This window comes from Paraburkholderia sp. BCC1876, from assembly GCF_902833695.1.
In the GTDB taxonomy this organism is placed as follows: Bacteria; Pseudomonadota; Gammaproteobacteria; order Burkholderiales; family Burkholderiaceae; genus Paraburkholderia.
This window is the reverse complement of the sequence record NZ_CADFGI010000003.1, coordinates 641146-664082: the sequence shown is the minus strand read 5'-3', so window position 1 is coordinate 664082 and position 22937 is coordinate 641146. Positions and strand designations below refer to the sequence as shown.

Genomic DNA, 22937 nt, shown 5'->3' with positions numbered 1-22937 from the left:
TGTTCGAGCCTGTTTGGTCCGGAGTGTTACGTTACTGCGACGGCCCGCGCGTCACGTCACCGTAACGCGCGGGCAAGCGGTTTAGCGAAGCGTTAACGAATCCGCTCGATCTTCCCGACGAGGAACAGATAGGACAGCGCGCCGACCACGCCGACCGCGCTCATGAACACCAGCGCCGGTTTGAAATCGTTGTTCCTGACGATAAAGCCGATCACCACCGGCACACAGATCGACGACAGATTGCCCATCAGGTTGAACATACCGCCGGTGAGGCCGAGCAATTCCTTCTTTGCCATCGACGACACCAGCACCCACGTGATCGACGAAAAGCCGCTGCCGAAGAACGCGATCGCCATGAACAGGATCACCATCGCGGGCGTCTCGACATAGTTCGCGCCGACGATCGCGGTCGAGAGCAGCAGCCCCGTCACGATCGGCGCCTTACGCGCCACGGTGACCGACACGCCGCGCCGGATCATCCAGTCCGACAGGAGCCCCGAGGCCAGAATGCCGACGAATGCGGCGAGGAACGGCACAGCCGCCATGAAGCCGGCCTTCAGGAAGTCCATGTGCCGGTATTTGACGAGGTAGGTGGGGAACCAGGTGAGGAAGAACCACAGCGTCGAGGTCACCGCGATCTGCCCGATATACACACCCCACAGCTTGCGGTTGCCGAGCACGGCGCGCCAGTCGGCGGCGCCGTAGCGGGCGCGGCGCGGCTGCGCGGAGCCGCGCTCGGATTTACCCAGATCGACGAGGCCGCCGCCCGCGCGGATCGTCTCGAGTTCGGCTTCGTTGATGTCGGTCGCTTCCGACGGTTCGCGGTACGACGCGTACCACACCAGTCCCCACAGCACGCCGATCGCGCCGGTCAGAAAGAACACGCCCTGCCAGCCGAAATGCTGCTGCGTGAGCACGAGCGCCGGCGTCAGGAACGCGAGGCCGACGTACTGGCCCGAGGTATAGCTCGCGATCGCGCGGGCCCGTTCGTTGTCGGGAAACCAGGTGGTGACGACGCGGTTGAGCGTTGGGTAGGCCGGCGCCTCCAGCGCGCCGAGCAGCACGCGCAGCGACAGCAGCATGGCGAACGCGCTGGCGAAACCTTGCAGGATCGTCGCGAGCGACCACAGGCCGATGATCAGCGCCAGCAGCCGGCGCGGCCGCGTGCGGTCCACCAGCATGCCGCCCGGAATCTGCAGCAGCGCGTACGACCAGCCGAACGCGGAAAACACCAGCCCCATCTGCGCCGGATCGAGTTGCAGATCCTGGTCGATCGCGGTGGCGGCGATCGACAGATTGCTGCGGTCGAGATACGTGATGACCACGGTGATGAACAGCATCGCGAGGAGGCGGTGACGCTTGCCGGTCGCTCGCGACTGGATGTGGGTTGTCTCCACTGAGGGTGTCCTCGGGTTGGTTTTTATTGCACACCGAAAGCGCAAAGCAAAACGCCGCCCGAGGGCGGCGTTCATTCACGCATTTACCACTCGGCGACGCTGCCGTCCTCATGGCGCCACACCGGATTGCGCCAGCGGTGGCCGACCTTCGCCATCTCGCGCACCTTCTCTTCGTTGACCTCGATGCCCAGACCCGGGCCCTGCGGAATCGACACGAAGCCGTCTTCGTACTTGAAGACTTCCGGATTCTTGATGTAGTCGAGCAGGTCGTTGCCCTGGTTGTAGTGAATCCCCAGGCTTTGTTCCTGGATGAACGCGTTGTAGCTCACCGCGTCGATCTGCAGGCAGGTGGCCAGCGCGATCGGGCCGAGCGGGCAATGCAGTGCGAGCGCGACGTCATACGCTTCGGCCATCGACGCGATCTTGCGGCACTCGGTAATCCCGCCCGCGTGCGACGCGTCCGGCTGAATGATGTCGACGTAGCCGCCCGACAGAATGTGCTTGAAGTCCCAGCGCGAATACAGGCGCTCGCCGAGCGCGATCGGCGTATTGGTCTGATTGACGATGTCGCGCAGCGCCTCGGCGTTTTCCGACAGCACCGGCTCTTCGATGAAGAGCAGCTTGTACGGGTCGAGTTCTTTCGCCAGCACCTTCGCCATCGGCTTGTGCACGCGGCCGTGGAAGTCCACGCCGATGCCGATGTTCGGCCCGACCGCCTCGCGCACCGCCGCGACGTTGTTGATCACGCCTTGCACCTTGTCGAAGGTGTCGATGATCTGCAGCTCTTCCGAGCCGTTCATCTTGACCGCCTTGAAGCCGCGTTCGACCACGGCGCGCGCGTTATTCGCGACGTCGCTCGGACGGTCGCCGCCGATCCACGAATACACCTTGATCTTGTCGCGCACCTGGCCGCCGAGCAGCGCATGAATCGGCACGCCGTGATGCTTGCCCTTGATGTCCCACAGCGCCTGGTCGACGCCGGCAATCGCGCTCATGGTGATCGGGCCGCCGCGATAGAAGCCCGCGCGGTACATGACCTGCCAATGGTCTTCGATCAGCAGCGGGTCTTTGCCGATCAGATAGTCGGCCAGTTCTTCCACCGCCGCCGCGACCGTGTGCGCGCGCCCTTCGACCACCGGCTCGCCCCAGCCGACGATACCTTCGTCGGTTTCGATCTTCAGGAAACACCAGCGCGGCGGGACGATGAAGGTTTCGAGCTTGGTGATTTTCATGGTGCGTGTCTCCTTGCGGCTTGGGCGCCTGCGAACATTTCGAGGATTCACATGCTACAACAAAAGCACGTTTAAGTACTATTAATAGTACTATTCGCCAGATAGTGATCGGATGGCGGTCACGGCGGGCAAGCTGCCGAAGCATGGGTCTGCAGGTTGAGATGCCCGATAATCGCGCTCGTTCCGGCCTGGGTTGCCTCAGTTCCGATATCAATAACGCCGCGAGGCTGCTGGGAGAAAGCTATTCAGCACGATCTGCATGGGCGCGTCGCCCATCTGCTGGCGACCGCGATTCTGCGCGGCGACTACGCGCCCGATTCGATCCTGCCGCGCGAAGCGGAGTTGATGGAGACGTTCGGAGTGAGTCGCACGGTGTTGCGCGAGGCGCTGCGCACGCTGACGTCGAAAGGGCTGATCGAATCGCGGCCGCGGGTGGGCACGCGCGTGCGGCCCAAACAGGCGTGGAATCTGCTCGATGTCGACGTGCTCGACTGGTACTCGCGCGTCGCCGAGCCGATGGCGTTCGCGCTCAAGCTGCAGGAAATGCGCGAGATGATCGAACCGTATGCCGCGGCTCTGGCGGCGGCTTCACATACGGAAGACACGTTTTATGTGCTGGCCGCGGCGCATGGAGCGATGGTGGCCGCGCGCAATGTCGACGAATGGGTGCGGGCCGATCTGCAGTTTCATCTGAGCGTGCTCAGCGCGTGCAGTAACGAATTGCTGATTCCGTTGGGCACGTTGATCGAGCGAACGTTGGAGGCGCAGTTGCGGCTGAATGCGAAACGCGCGGACGTGTTCAACGCGTCGCTCGGTGAGCATACCGCCGTGTTCGAAGCGATTCGCGAGCGCGACGCCGACGCGGCGCGCGCGGCGATGGCGGGGTTGCTGGGCGTGACGCGAGGGCGGATCGAAGGCTAGGGTGGGTGGTTTGCCGCGGCGAGCTTTGCGGCGAATGACGCAGGCAGTCGGTGTTGCGGGTGCTGCGACTGGCAGCGGTGTCGCGGGTCCGCCACCCGCTCGCGTTTAAGCCGCCGCGATGCGGTTCAACTCCGCGTCGTTGGGCAGTTGCAGCGCGCACGACGTGCCACCGGGCGTGTACATCATCACCACGCAGCGATTGCACGACGTGCAGCCCGACTGCGTTGCCGCCTGTGCCGCTTTTGATTGAGTTGATTGAATTGATTGAGCCGCCGCTCGCTCCGCTTGCGAGCGCAACTGCCCGGCAAACCTTGGATCGAACACCAGCGCACGCGCCATCGCAACCGCTTCGAAACCTTCCCGCATCGCCAGTTCGACATTCGCCAGCGACCGCACACCGCCGAGATAAGCCAGCGGCATCCGCACCGCTTCCCGCACCTTGCGCGAATGTTCGAGGAAGTACATCTCCCTGAAGCCGTCGAATTTCGGCTCGGTCAGTTTCTGCAGCGACATCGCGCATCGCACGATCGGGTTCGAGACGTTCGCGCGCGCTTCGGCCGGCATCGGGCTGCCGAACAATTGCCACACCGATTCCACATTCATCCCGCCGCTCAGCACCAGCATGTGCGCGCCGTCGGTTTCGAGGAGGCGGGCGATCGTGGCGGCGTCGTCGGCGGTGCCACCGCCTTTCACGCCTTCGGTCACGCCGATCTTGCACAACACCGCCATATGCCGGCCGACCGCGTCGAGCACCGCGCGCAACACCTGGCGCGGAAAGCGGGCGCGCTCTTCGGGCGAACCGCCATACGCGTCGCGTCGATGGTTATAAAGCGGCGACAGGAACTGGCTCAACAGATAGCCGTGGCCCATATGAATCTCGACCGCGTCGAAACCCGCTTCGCGCGCGACGCGTGCCGCCTGCGCGAATTGCTGCGCGTAGGCGTCCATGTCGCGTTCGGTCATTGCCTGTTTGAAGAAGCGACCGCTCATCAGGCCGACTTTGTTGAAGCCGCCCGATGCGCTGAGCGGCCGGCGTGTCGATAGCTCCGGCAAGAACGTGAAGCAGCCGCCGTGCGTGATCTGCGCGCAGGCCGCGGCGCCATGACGATGCACCGCATCGGTCAACGCGCGTAACGGCGCGACCGTCGCGCGCGTCAGTTGCGCCTGATCGACGAACGTGCGGCCGTCGGCGCTGACCGCGCAATACGCGACGGTCGTCATCGCGGCACCGCCCGCCGCGATTTGCTCGTGCAACCGGACGAGCATCCGCGACGGTACGCCGCCGGGCGTCATGCCTTCATTGGTGGCCGATTTGATCAGGCGGTTGCGCAGCGTGACAGGCCCGATGCGAAGCGGGCTGAAGGGACTCGGAGGACTCGGATGATTCGGGGCAGCACTCATGGACGATGACGATGGCGTGGGTAGCTCGCGACCGCCTCATTCTGAAGTCGCCGCCGCGCCGCACATCGTCCGTCCGGACTAGTCGAGGCTTGCCGTCAAAGCTAATCCATCGCCGCATGCGCGACCGACGCATCCGGCGCCCTATGCGAAGGCCGGATCAGCAACAGCAGCGGAATCACCAGCAGCGTCGCCACGAACATCAGCTTGAAGTCGTTCAGATACGCAATCATCGACGCCTGCTGCGTGATCGACACGTTCAACGCCGCCATGTCGTAATTCGAGCCGCTCGCGAGCATGGGCTGCATCGCCGGATTGAACAGCGTGACGTTCGCTGCGAGATCCGCGTGCGAGACCTGAGTGTTGCGCGTCATCAGCGTCTGCACGATCGAAATGCCGATACTGCTGCCGATATTGCGCATCAGGCTATACGTCGCGGTGCCGTCTGCGCGCAGTTCGGGCGTGAGCGTCGAGAAGGTCAACGCACTCAGCGGCACGAACACGAGTCCGAGTCCGAAGCCCTGAATCACCCCCGGCCAGACGATATCCGACTCCGACAGCACGATCGTGTAATGCATCATCTGCCACAGCGCGAACGCGGAGATCAGGAAGCCGGCGAGCAGCAACAGCCGTGCGTCGATCCGTTTCAGCAAGCGCCCGGCGAACAGCATCGCGACCATCGTGCCGGCGCCGCTCGGCGCGGTGACGAGGCCGGTGGTCGCGACCGGATAATTCATCAGGTTCTGCAGCATCGGCGGCAGCAACGCGCGCGTGGCGTACATCACCGCGCCGATCACGAAAATGAAAAACGTGCCGGTGGCGAAGTTCGGGTCTTTCAGCAACTCGTATTTGAAGAACGACTTCTTGCCGACCGTGGCCGTATGCACGAGAAAAAACGCGAACGCGATCGCCGCGACCAACGCCTCGATCACGATCTCGTGCGAGCCGAACCAGTCGAGTTGCTCGCCGCGATCGAGCATGGCCTGCAATCCGCCGATCGCCAGGCCGAGTGTGACGAAGCCGAAGGCGTCGAACTTCGCGTCGGGTTTCGGCGCGCGCGTGGGCAGAAAGGTCGCGACGCCGAACAGCGCGAATGCGCCGATCGGCACGTTGATGAAAAACACCCAGCGCCAGTTGTAGCTGTCGGTGAGCCAGCCGCCGAGCGTCGGCCCGAGAATCGGTCCGACCATCACGCCCATGCCCCAGACCGCCATCGCCTGGCCCTGCTTTTCGCGTGGATTGATGTCGAGCAGGATGGACTGCGACAGCGGCACCAGCGACGCGCCGAACACCCCCTGCAGCAAACGCGACGCGACGATCTGCGTGAGCGTCTCCGACAACCCGCACAGCGCCGACGACACCGTGAAGCCGCCGATCGCGACGATCAGCAGCCGCTTCACGCTCAGCCGGTCGGACAGCCAGCCGGTGAGCGGCGTGGCGATCGCGGCGGCGACGATGTACGAGGTCAGCACCCACGTGATCTCGTCCTGCGACGCGGACAGCGTGCCTTGCATATGCGGCAGCGCCACGTTGGCGATCGTGCTGTCGAGCGTTTGAATCAGCGTCGCCAGCATGATCGAGATCGTGATCATGGGCCGGTTGAGCGGCGCGGCGGCGCTGGCCGGCAGGGAGTCGGAAGACATGAATGAGTGGCGTGGCCGAATAGTAAGCATGCTTAGTATATCGGCTGGAAAAGGCGCCGCAATCGGGAGTTATGCGGAGCCTGAATTGCACGGCTTCAATCGCGGAAACGGCGGCGGCTTCGTATAATCCGCGCATGAAAACCCAACTCGATGAGCGCTTCGGCTTTCTGATTTCCGACGTCGGCCGTCTGACCGGCAAGCGTTTCGACGATCTCGCGAAGTCATCGGTCGATCTGACGCGCGCGCAGTGCCGCGTGCTGGCTTACCTCGCGCATTACGGCGACATCAATCAGGCGCGCCTCGCGGACCTGCTCGAAGTCGCGCCGATCTCGGCGGGCCGTTTGCTCGACCGGATGGAAGAGGGCGGCTGGATCGTGCGGACCGCCAATCCGCAGGACCGCCGCGAGCGCCAGGTCGGCATGACGCCGAAGGCCGAGCGCACGCTCGGCAAAGCGCGCAAGGTCGGCGACGAGGTCGCGCTCGAAGCGCTGGACGGTTTCAGCGACGACGAAGCGAAGCAGTTGATCGCGCTGCTGCAACGGGTGCGCGGCAATCTGAGCCGGCTGGTGGACCGCTGAATCGAGCGCGGCGCTTCGCCTCCCCGCTGTCTGCCGCATGTATCCCCCCTGTCTCCCGACACCCGCGATTGACCCGTCATTGCGACCTTGAACCACGCCGACAATGGCTTTCGACCTGCCAACATGATCAGGCGGGCGTCACCCGATCTTTCACGCTCTGTGGTCCCCGCACAGGACTGGCGCGTTTGCCGCTAGCCTGGCACGTTCAACGTCGCCAACCGCCGCGCACGGCTTGCAAGTCGACCGGCATCGCTGTGGGAGAGTGAACGATGAAAACCGTCGCAACGAGAACCGCCTGGATCGTCTCCACACTGGCGTTGGCCGGGTGCGGCGGCGAAGATTCCGCGCAGTCGCAGCAGCAACACACTGCCGCGCTGAAACGGGCTTCGGTACTGAAACCGTATCTGAATCAGACGGTGGCCTGGCGCCCTTGCGACAAGACCCGGTTGCCTGCCGCCTGGGCGGCACTGGCCGACAATCCGCGCTTTCGTTGCGCAAGCATTCGTGCCCCGATGGATTGGGGCGATCCGGAAAAAGGCGAGATTACGCTCGCGCTAACACGGGTCGCCGCGAAAGATCCCGCCACGCGCCTCGGCTCGCTCCTGTTCAACCCCGGCGGTCCGGGCGCGGATGGCCTTCTGGCCAACGTCCAGTTCTCCGCGCAGATAGCCAATGGCGGGATCGCGGCCCAACGGGAAGTGGCCAGCCGGTACGATCTGATCGGTTTTTCGCCACGGGGCATGGGTTCGAGCACGCAACTGACCTGCAACTCGGACGAACGTCCCAGCGCGGTCTTGTGGAGTGGCGACACCCACGCGTCGACCGTGAATGCGCTGCTGCGCAATGTCGAACTCAAATCGCGGGCCTGCCAGGACAATCCGCTCGCGCCGTCTATCGACACGGCGCAAATGGCGCAGGACATGGATCTGATCCGGGCGATCGCCGGCGACGCCAAACTCAATTACATCGGCCACTCGTACGGCTCGTGGCTCGGCGCCTGGTATGCGGGTCTGTTTCCCGATCGGGTTGGACGAATGGTGCTGAGCGGCAACACGGACTTTTCCGCGCGGACCTGGGCCGAAGGCGGCATTCTGTTGCAGCCGTCCGCAACCCAACGCATCGCCGACGAGATCGTCGGGCCCTATGCGGCACGCCATGACACGACCTTCAACCTGGGCACCGATCCGGCAGCGACGGGACAGCTCTTTACCGCCTTCTCGCCGGCGCTGAAAGCAGCGACCGTTGCGGCGCTCCGCGAGTCGCGGGTATTCGCGTTGTCGGGCTATGTCGACGACGGGGTGTCGGTGTTCGTGGCGGCGAAGGGGGTGCGGCAGATACTCGAGCAGAACTCGGGCACTACGCAGGAGCGGGTGCTGGCGCTCGCCAGGCATCACGTTTTCTCGAGCCATCCACCGGTGAGTGAGATGGCGCTGGAGATCGCAACGAAGACGCTGATCCCGCGCTACTTCAAGGCGATGCAATTGCCTTCACGTGAGGAAAGCACGCTGCGGGTGGATACCGAGGAAGCCGTGGACCTCGCTGTCATGTGCAACGACACACCCGCGCTCAGTACGGATCGGCAATTCTGGATCGACAAACACGTCGACTATGCACAGCGCTATCCATTGGGCAGCGGCGTGCTGGGTGGCAGCGTGCTCAACTACAGCTGTCTGTTCTGGAACCCGCCGCAAGCCGCCGCGATCAAGCCGACTCTCGACGAAGTGGCGCGTGCGCCGTCGATCGTGATGATTCAGGCGGAATTCGACGGCATGACCGCTGCCGAAGGCGCACTGCGCATGTTCGACGGCTTGCCGAATGCAAGCCTGCTCTACCTGAAGGACGCATATTCCCATAGCAGCTATCCATCCGGAAACCCATGCGTGGACGAACCGGTCACGCAGTATTTGCTGCATGGCGCGCCGCCGCCACGGCGAGTGGACTGCCCGCAAAACCGCGCGCTGTCACTCGATAATTTGCATGAGCCGGAGGCGGTCTAACCGGGGCAGCGGGCTGGCGCGGTGGCGGTTCGCTGAGCGGGACGTTGCTTTTGCTTACAACCGACAAAGACAAAAGCAGTTTGTAACGTAATTGCCACGTCCCGGTAATAAATTGGAAGTTTTCCCTCTGGCCTTCCATGCTCGCTCCGCTTCTGGTTGCCTTTTATGAAACCGTCCGGCAGGGCAGCGTGACGGCGGCGGCAAAGCGCCTCGAAGTCAGCCAGCCGACCATCACCGCGCGGATCCAGCAACTCGAAAAGCAGTACGGCGTCGAACTGTTCCACCGGCGCGGCAGCCGCTTCGATCTGACCGACGCGGGCGCGGCGCTGATGCCGTTGATCGACCGGATGCAGCAAACCGAAAGCGATATCGATTTCACGCTGCGCAACGAACGCGAACTGGCGGCCGGCAATCTGCGGGTCGGTGCGACCGGGCCGTACTACATTCTGCCGGCCATTGCGGCGTTTCATCGGCAGTATCCGGCTGTGAAGATTCACATCGAGATCGGCAACTCGCAGCAGATTCTGGACGCGTTGCTCGACTTTCGCGTCGATCTCGCGGTGTCGTCGCAACGTGTCGACGATCCGCGTTTCGCACGCCGTACGATCGCCGACGATCCGCTCGTGGTGGTCGCGCATTGCCGGCATCCGCTGGCGGCGCAGAAAGTGGTGCGTCTCGCCGACGTCGCCGCCCATACGCTGCTGTTGCGCGAGCCCGGTTCGCGCACGCGCGAGGCGACCGAGACCGCGCTCAAACGCATCGGTCTCGAACCCGCGATGCTGATCGAAATCGGCAGCCGCGAAGCGATCTACGAAGCGATCCGTCACAACATGGGCTGCACGCTGATGCCGGTCGGCGAAGCGCCGGCGCATCCGGATCTGCGGCAACTGCCGCTCGAATCCGACGCGCCGATCCTGCAGGAATATCTGTATCACCTGCAGGCGCGTGCGAGCTCGCGGTTGATCACGTCGTTCATGGCTAACATCGACGCGCCGGCTTAACACGCTTCACGAACCGGAATGAAGACGTAGCGTCAGGCATCGCCCGCAAAAAACCGCCCTCACAAAATTGCTGATGCCGGTATCGGCCAGCTTGCGTAGAACGACATACCCGCGTCGCCCGCGGTCCCTATCGTTGCATCGATTCGCCGGATGGTCCGGCGCACATCGGCATCGGAGAGGGGACGAACATGAGACGGCACACCGTCGTGCAATTGGCATGCGGACTGGCGCTGCTCGGCGCGCTCAGCGCTACGGCGAGCTTGAGCGGTTGCGGTGGCGGCGTGTCGCAATCGGGCGGCAGCGGTTCCGGCGGCACTTCGGGCAGCGGCGCGGCGAACACGCAACCCGGCACGCCGGCGAGCACGCCGGCGGCCACCGGTCCCGCAGCGAAGAAAATGCTGCTGGTCGAACTGGATGGCGTGACCTACAACGCGTTGAGCGCGGGCATTGCCGGAGGCACCTTGCCGAATCTCGCGAAGCTGACCGTGGCGCCCGCCTACAGCGGCGGCGTCAACGGCACGCTGTCGCAGCAACCGAATCTCGACACACCCGGCTGGGCGAGCATCCTGACGGGCACCTGGGCCGATCGTCACCAGATCAACTCCGACGCACCGAATCAGGCCTCGCACAGCAGCACCGTATTCCAGCTTCTCAAGACCGCGGGCTTCGGCACGATGGGCGCGGCCGTCGATTCGAACGGCCTCGCTTCGCTGCTGACGCCGGATCAGAACGCCGGCAATCTCAACACGCTGGTGAACTGCGCCTCCGTCGACGCCTGCGTCACGCAGAACGGCGTGAGCATGATCGACAACGGCTATTCGCTGGTGGTCGCGCAATATCATTCGGCGCAGGACGCGGCGCTCAACGCCGGCCTGTCGTCGACGAACTACGCGAGCACGCTGACGCAACTGGACGGCGCGCTCGGCACGCTGGTCGCCGAAACCGCCAAACGCAGCAATGAAAACTGGCTGGTCGTGGTGACCAGCAGCCACGGTTTGAACGCGGCCGGCGGCACCGACGGTTTGCCGCTGCCGCTCGAATCGACCAGCTTCATCGCGCTGAATCAGGCGCCGAACGCGCGTCTCGGCAACACGACCGCGCCGTCGACGATGGCCGCGCTCTACACGCGCGCCAGCATCGCCGACGTCACGCCGACGCTGCTCGCTTATCAGAGCGCGCTGCCGGCCGCCGCGACCTATGCGCTCGACGGCGGTCAACTGATCGGCGCGACGCCCGTGTCGCAACTGATCGGTACGACCGGCAGCGACAACGCCAGTCTCGTGCTGACGTGGAGCGCGCCGGCCAGCGGTGCGATCAGCGTGCTGCGCAACGGCACGGTGATTGCCAGCCTGCCCGCCGGCACCGCGACCTACACCGACAGCCAGCTCGGCCTGACCGCAACGGGCGTCTATCCGTTCAATTACACGGTCGTGGCCGGCAGCGCGCCGCTCGCGACGATTACGCAGGTCGTCTACGTGCAACCGCCGCCGCCTCCGCCGCCCCCGCCGCCGCTCGCGACGACGCTGACCACCGGTTTGAGCAGCTACTACCCGTTCGGCGCGTTGCCGCCGGTCGATCGCCTGAACGCCAGCACGATGGGCCCGTGGGCTGCGGACGCCGACGGCGGCTCGCTGTTCACCGATCCGTTCGGCGGCAAGGGGCTGCAGATCGACACGCATACGGTCGACACCAACGGCTTCGACGGCTACAAGTTGACGCAGACCAACGACGTAACGACGCACGCGCAGTTCACGATCGGCTTCTGGTTCTACACGTCCTGCGCGAATCTGACGGGCAACGGCACGCCGATCTTCTCGAACAAGAACTACTACTCGGGCGGCAATGCGGGCATCGCGATCGGTCTGTTCCCGGGCTCGAGCGCGAGCTGCAACATCCGCTTCAATCTCGGCGACGGCAGCACGCGTAACGACATCAACAGCCTGAACGTCAGTGCGAACAAGTGGACCTATCTCGCACTCACCATCGACACGGCGGCGAAGCAGATCAACGCCTACGTGTTCGATCCGGTGCTCGGCGAGCAGAAGGTGCTGGCCCAGACCTTGAGCGTGAACATCGCCAAGCTGCCGGGTCTCGGCGTGTTCGGGCTGAACGAGGACGGCACCGGCCACTACTACATGAATGCCTGTAACGACACGCCGCCGTACACCGTCGGCAAGTGCGCGGCCACGCCGCCGGACGTGCAGGCGTTCAGCGACCTCGCGCTGTGGACCCGTGTCGTTACCGAGACCGAGTTGCAATCGGTGTTCGGTTCGGGGCAGCCGCTGTCCACGCTCACTCACTAACCGGAGTCTCGCGATGAACCCGACACGTTCTTTCCCGAACGCGCAGCCGTCGCATGAGCGGCTGCATAAGCCGCGCAAGACGCGCGGCGCGCAGGCGGTCTGTGAGATGCCCGCGGCCGGCACGCGTCACGGGCCGGCGCGCAAGCGCGGCCTGCTGAGCGCCGCGGCCTTGTGTGCGCTGTGCTGCGTCGCGCTGGCCGGTTGCGACGGCAGCTCGAGCGGCAGCAGCGCGAGCGGCTCCAGCGGCAGTCCCGCTGCCGCGAACAACGCGGCGGCCGGCGCGGGCGGCGCGAGCGCGGCGGTGCCGATCGTCGCCGCGCCCGCTTCCGGCGCCTGCGCCGCGTTGGGCGCGAGTGCCGTGCAGCCGTTGCAGAACACGCAACTCGTCTGCGCGCCGTGACCCACGTGCGCGCCCCCATTCCGACGACGACCCCAACACGCCCAACATGACCTCACTGGACCGCCGTACTTTCCTGCGCAGCGCCGCGGGCGCTGCCGCGCTGAGCCTGTTTCCGCCCGCGATTCGCCGCGCGCTTGCGATTCCCGCGAACAACGCGACCGGCACCATCAACGACGTGCAGCACGTCGTGATCTTCATGCAGGAGAACCGCTCGTTCGACCACTACTTCGGCACGCTGCCGGGCGTGCGTGGTTTTAGCGACCGCTTCACGATTCCGCAGCCTGGCGGCACGACCGTGTTCCAACAGAACGACGGCACCCGCACGGTGCTGCCGTTTTACCTCGACAGCACCAAGGGCAACGCGTTGCTCGCGGGCGGTCCGCACTCGTGGACCGACGCGCACGCGGCGTGGGACAGCGGACGCATGACGCAATGGCCGAAAGCCAAGGGCGATGTGTCGATGGGTTATCTGAACCAGTCCGACCTGCCGTTCCATGTGGCGCTGGCGAATGCGTTCACGATCTGCGACGCCTATCACTGCTCGCTCCATGGCGGCACCAACTCGAACCGCATCTTCCTGTGGACCGGCACCAACGGCGCGAGCGCAGGCTCCAATCCGGTGGTCAACAACGACGGTTGGGACGGCCTTGGCGCATCCGCGACCGGCCTCACGTGGACGACGTATCCCGAACGTCTGCAAGCGGCGGGCGTGAGCTGGAAGGTCTACCAGAACATGCCGGACAACTACACCGACAACTCGCTCGCCGGCTTCGCGACCTATCGCAAGGTCAACGAGACGCTGCCGGGTTCGCCGCTGCTGCCGTACACGCAGTCGCTCGAAGCGGTGGCGCCGCTGTACAAGGGCATCGGCAACACCATGCCCGACGGCGGCTTCCTGCAATCGCTGAAAGACGACATCGCGGCGGGACAGATGCCGCAGGTGAGCTGGATCGTGTCGCCGCAGGCGTACTGCGAACATCCGGGCGCGTCGACGCCGGGGCAGGGCGGCTACTACCTGCAACTGCTGCTCGATACGCTGACCGCGAATCCCGACGTGTGGAGCAAGACCGTACTGTTCGTCAATTACGACGAGAACGACTGCTTCTTCGACCACATGCCGCCGCCGGACGCGCCGACCAAAAATGCCGACGGCACCTTCGCCGGTAAAACGACGGTCAACGCGCAGTACGAGTACTTTACGAAAACCAACCCGTCGGGCGATTCGTCGCCGCTCGTGCCGGATGGTCAGACCTTCGGACCGGGGCCGCGTGTGCCGATGTTCGTCGTGTCGCCGTGGAGCACCGGCGGCTGGGTCAACTCGCAGGTGTTCGACCATACCTCGGTGCTGCGCTTTCTCGAGCAGCGCTTCGGGGTGGCCGAAACCAACATCAGTCCGTGGCGGCGCGCGGTGTGCGGCGACCTGACCTCGACGTTCAATTTCCGCAATCCGAACGATGCGCCGGTGGCGGCGCTGCCCGCGCCGACCAAGGCCCAGGCCGACGCGCAGAACGTGCAGCAGAGCGCGCTCGGCGCGGTGCCCGTGCCGGCGGCGGCGAGCCAGCAGATGCCGACCCAGGCGTTGATGTCGCGGCCGTCGCGCGCGCTGCCGTATCTGTTGCACGTGAGCGCCAATGCGGATACGCAGGACGGCCTGATCTGGCTGATCTTCAGCAATACCGGTACGGCCGGCGCGGTGTTCCATGTGTACGACCAGTTGCATCTCGACCGCGTGCCGCGGCGGTACACCGTCGAAGCCGGCAAGGAACTGTCGGATTCGTGGAGCGCGCTCACCGATGATCAAGGCAATTACAGCCTGTGGGTGCTCGGGCCGAACGGTTTTCATCGCGCGTTCCAGGGCAATGTGGCCAGCGTCGCGACCGGGCCGAATCCGGAAGTGCGGGTCTGCTACGACGTGAACAACAACGCGGTGTATCTGACGATCATGAACGTCGGCAATGCGGCCGCCAACGTGACGGTCAAATCGAACGCGTATCGCAGCGACGGTCCGTGGACCTACGCGGTGCCGGCGGGGATGCAGGTCGAGCCGTACTGGTCGGTCGGCGCTGCCGGCGGCTGGTACGACTTCACGCTGACGATGGCGGGCGGCTTCTCGCGGCGCTTTGCCGGCCGCGTGGAAACCGGCAAGGACAGCATCAGCGATCCGGCGATGGGTGTGGCGAGCTAAGCGAACGGATTGGAGCAGTAACGGCAGCGAGCAACAGCAGCAGCAAGCAACAGCAGCAGCGCGCGAATAGCGCGAGAAGTGGCACTTCAGGGAGTCAGCGAGGGCTGACTCCCTTTTTTTATCCCAACGGATGCTGACTGTCGTGTGACCCGACGTCGCGATACGCCGCTTTGTATCTGATTTCCAACATTTTTTTCGCCCGCTGCTTTCGCGTGGATAATGCCGCCTGCATGTTCGGACCACCGTTGACGCGCAACGCGCTACCCGTGGTTACCCGTAGACGGAAAGAGCCAGTGGACGGCCTCTCTTTTCGCTTACCAAGCCGTCCATCAAAGACCAAACCAATGAACAATAAACAGCTCACCGTCAAAGCCCGGCTTGCGACGGCCTTCGGGGTACTCGCGGCAAGCGTCCTGCTCGTGTCAGGCCTGGCCGTCAATTCTCTCAACGATGCGGACCAGCGGTTCGCGGATTACGTCTCCGGTATCAGCGCGCGCGCCGAACTGGCGTCACGGGTGCGCACCGCGGTCGATCGCCGCGCCATTGCGGCCCGCAACATGGCGCTGGCCACGAAGCCGCAAGACTTCGAGGTCGAGAAGACCGCCGAGGCACAAGCCCAGCAGGACGTGCAGACGCGCCTCGCCAAACTCAGGCAGATGGTCGACACCGCCGCCGACGCGTCCGGCAAAGCGCGCGAGCTGGTCGCCGAGATGAGCCGCGTCGAGGCAGCGTACACACCGGTCGCGCAAGGCATCGTTGCGCTCGCAACGGACGGCAAGCGCGACGAAGCGGTTGCCAAGATCAACGACGAATGCCGTCCGTTGCTGGCGGCGCTGATCAAAGCCACCAACGACTACGTCGAGTACACGCACAGCCAGGCCGAACAGAGCGTGCAGGACGCGGACGCACGCAATACCCGGCAGCGCAATCTGCTGATTGCGATCTGCCTGCTCGCGACCGGCGTGGCGGCGATTGCCGGCGTGCTGATCACGCGTGGCCTGACGCGTGCGTTGGGCGCTGAGCCGGCGGCATTGAGCGAAGTCACGCAGCGGGTCGCCAAGGGCGATCTGAGTCCGGTGGCGGGGGCGCGGCAGGCGCCGGAGGGCAGTGTGCTGGCGTCGATGGGCGCGATGCAGCAGAGCCTCGTCACGCTGATCGGCCAGGTGCGCTTTGCCGCGGATAGCATCGCGACCGGCTCGAGTCAGATTGCCGCGGGCAATGTGGATCTGTCGTCGCGGACGGAGCAGCAGGCGTCGTCGTTGCAGCAGACCGCGTCGAGCATGGAAGAACTGACCGCGACCGTGCGTCATAACGCCGATAGCGCGCAGCAGGCGAGCGTGTTGTCGACCAACGCGTCGGAGATCGCGCAGAAGGGCAACGAGGTGGTGAGCCGCGTGGTGGGCACGATGGGCGACATCAGCGCGAGCTCGGCGAAGATCGCGGATATCACCGGGATCATCGAAGGGATCGCGTTTCAAACCAATATCCTCGCGCTGAATGCGGCCGTCGAGGCGGCGCGCGCGGGCGAGCAGGGGCGCGGCTTCGCCGTGGTGGCGAGCGAGGTGCGCAGTCTGGCGCAACGTTCGTCGGTGGCGGCAAAGGAGATCAAGGATCTGATCAACGCGTCGGTGGAGAAGATTCGCGACGGTTCGTCGTTCGCGCAGGAGGCGGGCAGCACGATGGCGGAAGTCACGCACGCGGTGGCGCGCGTAACCGACATCATGGGTGAGATCGCGGCGGCCACCGGCGAGCAGAGCCGCGGCATCGAGCAGGTGAATCAGGCGATCACGCAGATGGACACCGTGACGCAGCAGAACGCCGCGCTGGTTGAAGAGGCGGCGGCGGCTTCGCAGTCGCTGGAGGGTCAGGGGCGGCAGCTCAACGAGGCGATCGCGTTTTTCAGGCTGGAGGCCGGGCGCGGGTGAGGTGGGCGATGGCGGCTAGCGCTTGCCTGATGGTTGTTCGGATGAGGTGGGCAGGGCGCTATGCGCTTACGCGTGTAGCGGCTACTTCGATTCGGAAGGCACCGGCGTTCCTGATGGCGGGACCAGTTCGTAGCAGACCGGGGGCGTGGTTGGCGTCTTCGTTCTGGCTTCCGGCGGCTGCGGGTCGATGCATTTGAACGCGCTCTGGTCGCGCTGGACGAAAATCGTGTCGGCTGTCCCGGCGCTGCCGCGCGCGCTGTTGACGACGGCGACGATCTTGTAGCCGTCCTGCAGGAGCGTGGAGAGCGTGGTCGGAGTGGGGCGCCACTGGCTGTCGGGTGGGGTTTGGGATTGAGCTTGAGCTTGGGCGGGTGGCGGTGATGCGGCGGCCAGGAGGGCGACGGATGCGGCTGCGGCGGCGAGCTTGGCGGTGCGGGACTTCATCAAGAAACCTCCTTGAAGTTGCGATTTGGGGCTGTTGGAAGGCCATCGGCCGATCGCGTCACGGGCATGACACGGCTGTCTTTCAAGACCGCAAGCAATTCGAAGAAGTTCACGCATGACCGGAGATATACTGTATGGATATACAAGGGAACCGGCCTGAATGGATTGTACGTATGCCGTATCAACGACGTTGACACACTGGTGATCCAGGCATAAGATAGATTGTGTATCAACGCGGTATCAACGTATGACCCCTTTAACCGGAGAGTCAGAAGTTACCGGCCGCGTTGACCGGCAGCTTCTGATGATGGAGTGCGGACCTTATGGCTATTCAAACCTTAAAGCGTTGGGGAAATAGCCTTGCTGTTCGGATCCCCGCGAGTGTCGCCGGCGAGGTGGCCTTCACGGAAGGTCAGGAAGTAGACGTCGAAGTGCAGGACGGGAATGTGACGATTCGTCCGCACACGGCAATCAGGCGTTTCTCGCGCGAACGTTATTTGCAGCAACTCCGCGAGAGCAAGCTTGTGTCGCACGAGACGATCGACTTTGGCGAACCGCAAGGCTCGGAACTCGGTGGACCCGACGACCCGGCGCGATTCGACAAATGGTAGGAGCGCATGCAGAACGACATACCGGAAGCTGGCGACATCATCCGGCTCTACATTGGGCCAAGTAGGGGCAACGAGCAGGACGGGTATCGAGCGGTTCTGGTGCTCAGTCCGCTGGACTTCAATGAGCTGACCGGACGCGTTACAGGGCTGCCCATCACCTCTTCGATGAGAGGGTGGGAAACGGAGATACCGCTCTCCAGTCTTGCGCGGCCGGGTGTGGCCCTGGTCGACCAGATCACCACGCTTGCCTTCAAGGCTAGGGGCTTCAAGTTCAACGGGGAGCGGGCTACAGACGAAGAAATGGAAGCCGCGAAATATGCGGTGAAAATGATCCTCGATCTGTGATCGGAAGGCGCCAGAGATGGCGCCTTTTTTTGAGCCTTAGTTTTGGGAGAGAGCGATGTTCAGCTTTATCGCCAAGACCTCGTGTGCTTCAACGGCGAACCAAAAACAAAAAAGCCGCTGAACCTTGCGGATCAGCGGCTTTTTCTTGCAACTGGTGGCGAATCAGGGACTCGAACCCCGGACCTGCGGATTATGATTCCGTCGCTCTAACCAACTGAGCTAATTCGCCGAAAGAAGCGAGATTATGCGGACCACGCCGGAGGCTGTCAACCCCCGGCGCACAACTTTTTCAAGTTGGCGATTCATCACGCGTATCAGTCCTGCGCGTAGATGTCCGAGTCCTTGGTCTCCTTCACGAACAGCATGCCGATCACGAAGGTGCCCAGCGCGATCACGATCGGATACCACAGCCCCGAGTAAATGTTGCCCTTTGCCGCCACGATCGCGAACGCGGTCGCCGGCAGGAAGCCGCCGAACCAGCCATTGCCGATGTGATACGGCAGCGACATCGACGTGTAACGGATCCGCGTCGGGAACATCTCCACCAGCATTGCCGCAATCGGCCCGTAGACCATCGTCACGTAGATCATCAGGATCGTCAGGATCACCACGCTCATCGGCCAGTTGATCTGCGATGGATCGGCCTTCGACGGATAACCCGCGGTCTTCAGCGTGCCGGCGAGAGTCTTGTCGAACGCCTTGCCCTGGTCCTTGGCGTCGGCGGCCTTGCCGTCATACGTGTTGACCACCGTATCGCCCACCTTGATCTCGGCCAGCGTGCCCGCCGGTGCCGCCACGTTGTCGTAATTCAGGCCGGCCTTCGAGAGCGCGCTCTTGGCGATGTCGCACGAACTCGTAAACTTCGACGTGCCCACCGGATTGAACTGGAACGAGCACTCGTCCGGATTCGCGATCACGACGATCGGCGCCCGCGCGCTGGCGGCTTCCAGCGCCGGGTTGGTGTAGTGCGCCAGTGCCTTGAACAGCGGGAAGTACGTGCAAGCGGCGATCAGCAAGCCGGCCATGATGATCGGCTTGCGGCCGATACGGTCCGACAGCGAGCCGAAGAACAGGAAGAACGGCGTGCCGATCAGCAGCGCGATCGCGATCATGATGTTGGCGCTGCTGCCGTCCACTTTCATGGTCTGCGTCAGGAAGAACAGCGAGTAGAACTGTCCCGTGTACCAGACCACAGCCTGGCCGGCGGTCAGGCCGACCAGCGCGAGAATCACGATCTTCAGGTTCTTCCACTGGGCGAACGATTCCGTCAGCGGCGCCTTGGAGGTCTTGCCTTCGGCCTTGATGCGCTCGAACACCGGCGATTCGTGCAGTTGCATACGAATCCACACCGACACGGCCAGCAGGATGATCGATGCGACGAACGGCACGCGCCAGCCCCAGGCGCCGAATGCTTCTTCGCCGATCGCCGTGCGCACACCCAGAATCACCAGCAGCGACAGGAACAGGCCGAGCGTGGCGGTTGCCTGAATCCACGACGTGTAGAAGCCACGGCGTCCCGCCGGCGCATGTTCCGCCACATAGGTGGCCGCGCCGCCGTACTCGCCGCCGAGCGCGAGTCCCTGCAGCATCCGCATCGCGATGAAGATCACCGGCGAAGCGAAGCCGATCGACGCGTAGCCCGGCAGGAAACCCACCAGGAAGGTCGAGAAGCCCATGATCAGGATCGTGATCAGGAACGTGTACTTGCGTCCGACCATGTCGCCGAGGCGCCCGAACACGATCGCGCCGAACGGCCGCACCGCGAAACCCGCGGCGAAACCGAGCAGCGTGAACACGAAGGCGGCGGTCGGATTGACGCCGGAGAAGAAGCTCTTGCTGATAAAGGCCGCGAGCGAGCCGGCCAGGAAGAAGTCATACCACTCGAACACCGTGCCCAGCGACGATGCGAAGATCACCCGCTTCTCATCGCGCGTCATCGGCACGTGCGAGATTTGCCCGCCAACGGTAGCCATATATCGTCTCCAATCTCAATATTGATATGTACGTGGCGCGTCCATCCATCACATCGCCCGTGCTGGGATTATTGGAGTGGAAACTTACGGCGTACTGACGTGGCGGGGGGAGATTGCGATTCTCCATGTGACGCGAAATTTCCGCCAAGATCGCTAAATTTGCTGAAGTTGTCGGTCAACGTCGTTCAATCGTGTCTCAATATTCAATTGAGGTTTTTGCTTGCCCGGGCACCGTTAGGGTAAGTCCCGCCCCCGCTCATGCACCGCCAAACTGACACGAACGAGGGTGCCGACCAGTCGCGGCGAGGTCTGATAGACGTTGTCGTCGATAGTCAGCTCGCCGCCATGCATGGTCGCGATCTCGCGGACGATTGCCAGTCCGAGCCCGCTGCCGTCGGCTTCGCGGCCCAGAATCCGGTAGAAGCGCTCGACCACCCGCGAACGCTCGGCGACCGGAATGCCAAGCCCGGTGTCCTCGACTTCCAGATGCACGCGGCGCGCGGCCATGTCGTGCCTCACTCGGACCGTGATGCGGCCGCCCGGCGGCGTATAGCGGATCGCGTTGTCGATCAGGTTCGACAGCATTTCGCGCAGCATGACCGGGTTGCCGTCCACGTCGACGGGTTCGTCGGGCGCTTCGTAGCCGAGGTCCATCTGCTTGGCGAGCGCGGCCTGCACCCAGTCGCGCACCGCACTGCGTGCAACTTCAGTCACTTCGACCGGCGTGAAAATCTGTCCCGACAGGCGGTTTTCCGCGCGCGCCAGCGCCAGCAACTGCGTGACGAGCCGCGCCGCCTGCTCCGAGCTGGTCGCGATCTGTTCGAGCGAGCGGTGTACTTCCGCCGACGCATCCTGGCGCAACGCCAGTTCGGCCTGAGTGCGCAGTCCGGCGAGCGGCGTTTTCATCTGATGCGCGGCGTCGGCGATAAAGCGCTTCTGCAGCTCCATGTTCTGTTGGAGACGCGTCAGCAGGTCGTTGAACGAGGTCACCAGCGGCTCGATTTCCGGCGGCGCGCGGCGTGCTTCGAGCGGCGACAGATCGTCCGGCCGGCGCGCCCGGATATGCGCCTGCAGCGCGTGCAGCGGCGCGAGGCCGCGCGACAGACCGAACCACACCAGCAGGATCGCCAGCGGCAGGATCACGAACTGCGGCAGGATCACGCCTTTGATGATGTCGTTGGCGAGCTGGCTACGTTTGTCGAGCGTTTCGGCGACCTGCACCAGCACCGGCTGCGCGCCGGGCGTCTGCGGGAATTCGACGGTCGTATAGGCGACGCGGATGTCGTTGCCGCGCAGCATGTCGTCGCGGAACTCGACGAGGCCCGGTTGCGGCCGGTCTTCTTCATGCGGCAGCGGCATGTCGCGCTCGCCGCCCACCAGTTCGCCGCGCGTGCCGAGCACCTGATAGAACACGCGGTCCACGTTGTCGGTACGTAGAAAATCGCGCATGGCGTCGGGCAACGTCAGCTCTGCCACCCCGTTCACCGGATGGATCTGGCGGGCCAGTACATAGGCGTCGGTTTCGAGCGCGCGGTCGAACGGGCCGTTCGCGATCGACTTGGCAACCAGATAGGTGACCGCGAGGCTCATCGGCCAGAGCAGCAGGAGCGGCGCGAGCATCCAGTCGAGAATTTCGCCGAATAACGAGCGCGGGCGCGCTTCGGCGGCGGCTTCGGTTTCGTCGGGCGGGGCGAACGGGTTCGCGTAGCGGGCGTCGCGCGCCTCGTCGAGATCCGCCGCTTGCGCCGCGGCACGGTCTTCGCGCGCGGACATGGGCGCTCTCTATTTGAAGTGGTGACTTGCCGGCATCGCGCCGGACGGCGGCGCAGCGGGCGGTTCGGGGTCGGCGGGGGTGTGCGTTCGCGCTTGCGCGGGTGAGGCTGGCGGGTTCGCGTCGACGGGCGAAGCGGCTTTCTCCAGGCAATAGCCCAATCCCCGCACGGTAATGATGCGCACGCCGCTCGGCTCGATCTTCTTGCGCAGCCGGTGTACGTAGACCTCGATCGCGTTGTTGCTGACTTCCTCGCCCCATTCACACAGATGATCGACCAGTTGCTCCTTCGAGACCAGCCGGCCGATCCGCTGCAGCAGCACTTCGAGCAAGCCGAGTTCGCGCGCCGACAGGTCGAGCACCTGGTCGTTGACATGGGCGATCCTGCCCACCTGATCGAACGACAGCGAACCATGCTTCACCACGGTCGGGCCGCCGCCCGCGCCGCGCCGGGTCAGCGCCCGCACGCGCGCTTCGAGTTCGGTCAGCACGAAGGGCTTGGCCATGTAGTCGTCGGCGCCGAGATCGAGGCCCTTGACGCGTTCGTCCACGCTGTCCGCGGCGGTCAGGATCAGCACCGGCAGGTTGGAATTGCGCGCGCGCAGGCGGCGCAGCACCTCGAGTCCGGACATGCGCGGCAGGCCCAGATCGAGAATCAGCAGGTCGAAAGTTTGTACCGAAAGCGCGGTGTCGGCGTCGACACCGTTCTTCACTAGATCAACGGCATAGGCCGATTGGCGGAGTGATCGAACCAGACCGTCCGCGAGTATGCTGTCGTCTTCGGCAATCAGAATTCGCATGATGCGCCAGCCA

General features: G+C 64.2%; 18 protein-coding genes and 1 tRNA gene. 10 read left to right on the top strand and 9 right to left on the bottom strand.

The window, feature by feature from the left end; all coding sequences use genetic code 11:
- Positions 1-92 precede the first annotated feature (92 nt).
- Both HWY05_RS14755 and dgoD read right to left on the bottom strand, forming a co-directional pair.
- Complete coding sequence (locus HWY05_RS14755; protein ID WP_244146618.1) at positions 93-1340, bottom strand: MFS transporter; 1248 nt, start codon at positions 1338-1340, stop codon at positions 93-95.
- Between the two features lie 140 nt (positions 1341-1480).
- Positions 1481-2629, bottom strand: a complete 1149-nt coding sequence (gene dgoD, locus HWY05_RS14750) for a galactonate dehydratase (protein WP_035548440.1) — start codon at positions 2627-2629, stop codon at positions 1481-1483.
- 243 nt (positions 2630-2872) lie between these two features.
- Between dgoD and HWY05_RS14745 the strand changes: the two genes are divergently transcribed.
- A complete protein-coding gene (locus HWY05_RS14745; protein ID WP_347880807.1) occupies positions 2873-3550 on the top strand; it encodes an FCD domain-containing protein in 678 nt (225 codons plus the stop codon).
- A 105-nt stretch (positions 3551-3655) separates the two neighbouring features.
- Here the strand turns inward: HWY05_RS14745 and HWY05_RS14740 are convergent, their stop codons facing one another.
- Entirely contained in the window at positions 3656-4951 is a 1296-nt protein-coding gene (locus HWY05_RS14740; protein WP_176058795.1) for an NADH:flavin oxidoreductase, read from the bottom strand.
- A 101-nt stretch (positions 4952-5052) separates the two neighbouring features.
- The gene (locus tag HWY05_RS14735; RefSeq protein ID WP_176058794.1) at positions 5053-6591 is read right to left on the bottom strand and encodes a DHA2 family efflux MFS transporter permease subunit; all 1539 of its coding nucleotides are present in this window, start codon (positions 6589-6591) and stop codon (positions 5053-5055) included.
- 134 nt (positions 6592-6725) lie between these two features.
- On the opposite strand from HWY05_RS14735, the gene HWY05_RS14730 reads away from it, so the two are divergent.
- The 7 genes from HWY05_RS14730 (at position 6726) to HWY05_RS14700 (ending at position 16980) form a co-directional block, all read left to right on the top strand.
- Positions 6726-7169, top strand: coding sequence for a MarR family transcriptional regulator (locus HWY05_RS14730; protein ID WP_035549493.1), 444 nt, complete (start codon positions 6726-6728; stop codon positions 7167-7169).
- A gap of 269 nt (positions 7170-7438) precedes the next feature.
- Positions 7439-9166: an alpha/beta fold hydrolase gene (locus tag HWY05_RS14725; RefSeq protein ID WP_176058793.1), complete on the top strand. Its 1728-nt coding sequence runs from the start codon at positions 7439-7441 to the stop codon at positions 9164-9166.
- 137 nt (positions 9167-9303) lie between these two features.
- Positions 9304-10167, top strand: coding sequence for a LysR substrate-binding domain-containing protein (locus tag HWY05_RS14720; protein WP_176058792.1), 864 nt, complete (start codon positions 9304-9306; stop codon positions 10165-10167).
- Positions 10168-10355: 188 nt separating this feature from the next.
- On the top strand, positions 10356-12470 hold the full coding sequence (locus HWY05_RS14715) for a LamG-like jellyroll fold domain-containing protein (RefSeq protein ID WP_176058791.1): 2115 nt from the start codon (positions 10356-10358) through the stop codon (positions 12468-12470).
- Positions 12471-12483: 13 nt separating this feature from the next.
- Complete coding sequence (locus tag HWY05_RS14710; RefSeq protein WP_244146611.1) at positions 12484-12870, top strand: hypothetical protein; 387 nt, start codon at positions 12484-12486, stop codon at positions 12868-12870.
- A 46-nt stretch (positions 12871-12916) separates the two neighbouring features.
- A complete protein-coding gene (locus HWY05_RS14705) occupies positions 12917-15055 on the top strand; it encodes a phospholipase C, phosphocholine-specific (RefSeq protein WP_176058790.1) in 2139 nt (712 codons plus the stop codon).
- Positions 15056-15399: 344 nt separating this feature from the next.
- The gene (locus tag HWY05_RS14700; RefSeq protein ID WP_176058789.1) at positions 15400-16980 is read left to right on the top strand and encodes a methyl-accepting chemotaxis protein; all 1581 of its coding nucleotides are present in this window, start codon (positions 15400-15402) and stop codon (positions 16978-16980) included.
- Positions 16981-17061: 81 nt separating this feature from the next.
- Here HWY05_RS14700 and HWY05_RS14695 read toward each other — a convergent pair whose 3' ends face one another.
- Positions 17062-17424: a hypothetical protein gene (locus HWY05_RS14695; RefSeq protein WP_176058788.1), complete on the bottom strand. Its 363-nt coding sequence runs from the start codon at positions 17422-17424 to the stop codon at positions 17062-17064.
- Between the two features lie 323 nt (positions 17425-17747).
- Here HWY05_RS14695 and HWY05_RS14690 point away from each other — a divergent pair, with 323 nt between their 5' ends.
- The gene (locus tag HWY05_RS14690; RefSeq protein ID WP_176058787.1) at positions 17748-18035 is read left to right on the top strand and encodes an AbrB/MazE/SpoVT family DNA-binding domain-containing protein; all 288 of its coding nucleotides are present in this window, start codon (positions 17748-17750) and stop codon (positions 18033-18035) included.
- Between the two features lie 6 nt (positions 18036-18041).
- A complete protein-coding gene (locus tag HWY05_RS14685) occupies positions 18042-18380 on the top strand; it encodes a type II toxin-antitoxin system PemK/MazF family toxin (RefSeq protein WP_176058786.1) in 339 nt (112 codons plus the stop codon).
- Between the two features lie 152 nt (positions 18381-18532).
- Here HWY05_RS14685 and HWY05_RS14680 read toward each other — a convergent pair.
- The 4 genes from HWY05_RS14680 to HWY05_RS14665 form a co-directional block, all read right to left on the bottom strand.
- Positions 18533-18609, bottom strand: a tRNA-Met gene (locus HWY05_RS14680).
- Between the two features lie 85 nt (positions 18610-18694).
- Positions 18695-20353 carry an MFS transporter gene (locus HWY05_RS14675; RefSeq protein ID WP_035548421.1) on the bottom strand — a complete coding sequence of 553 codons (1659 nt, stop codon included), beginning with the start codon at positions 20351-20353 and terminating at the stop codon, positions 18695-18697.
- A gap of 234 nt (positions 20354-20587) precedes the next feature.
- Positions 20588-22126, bottom strand: coding sequence for a sensor histidine kinase (locus HWY05_RS14670; RefSeq protein ID WP_176058785.1), 1539 nt, complete (start codon positions 22124-22126; stop codon positions 20588-20590).
- A 9-nt stretch (positions 22127-22135) separates the two neighbouring features.
- A complete protein-coding gene (locus HWY05_RS14665) occupies positions 22136-22924 on the bottom strand; it encodes a response regulator transcription factor (protein ID WP_035548418.1) in 789 nt (262 codons plus the stop codon).
- Positions 22925-22937: the final 13 nt, after the last annotated feature.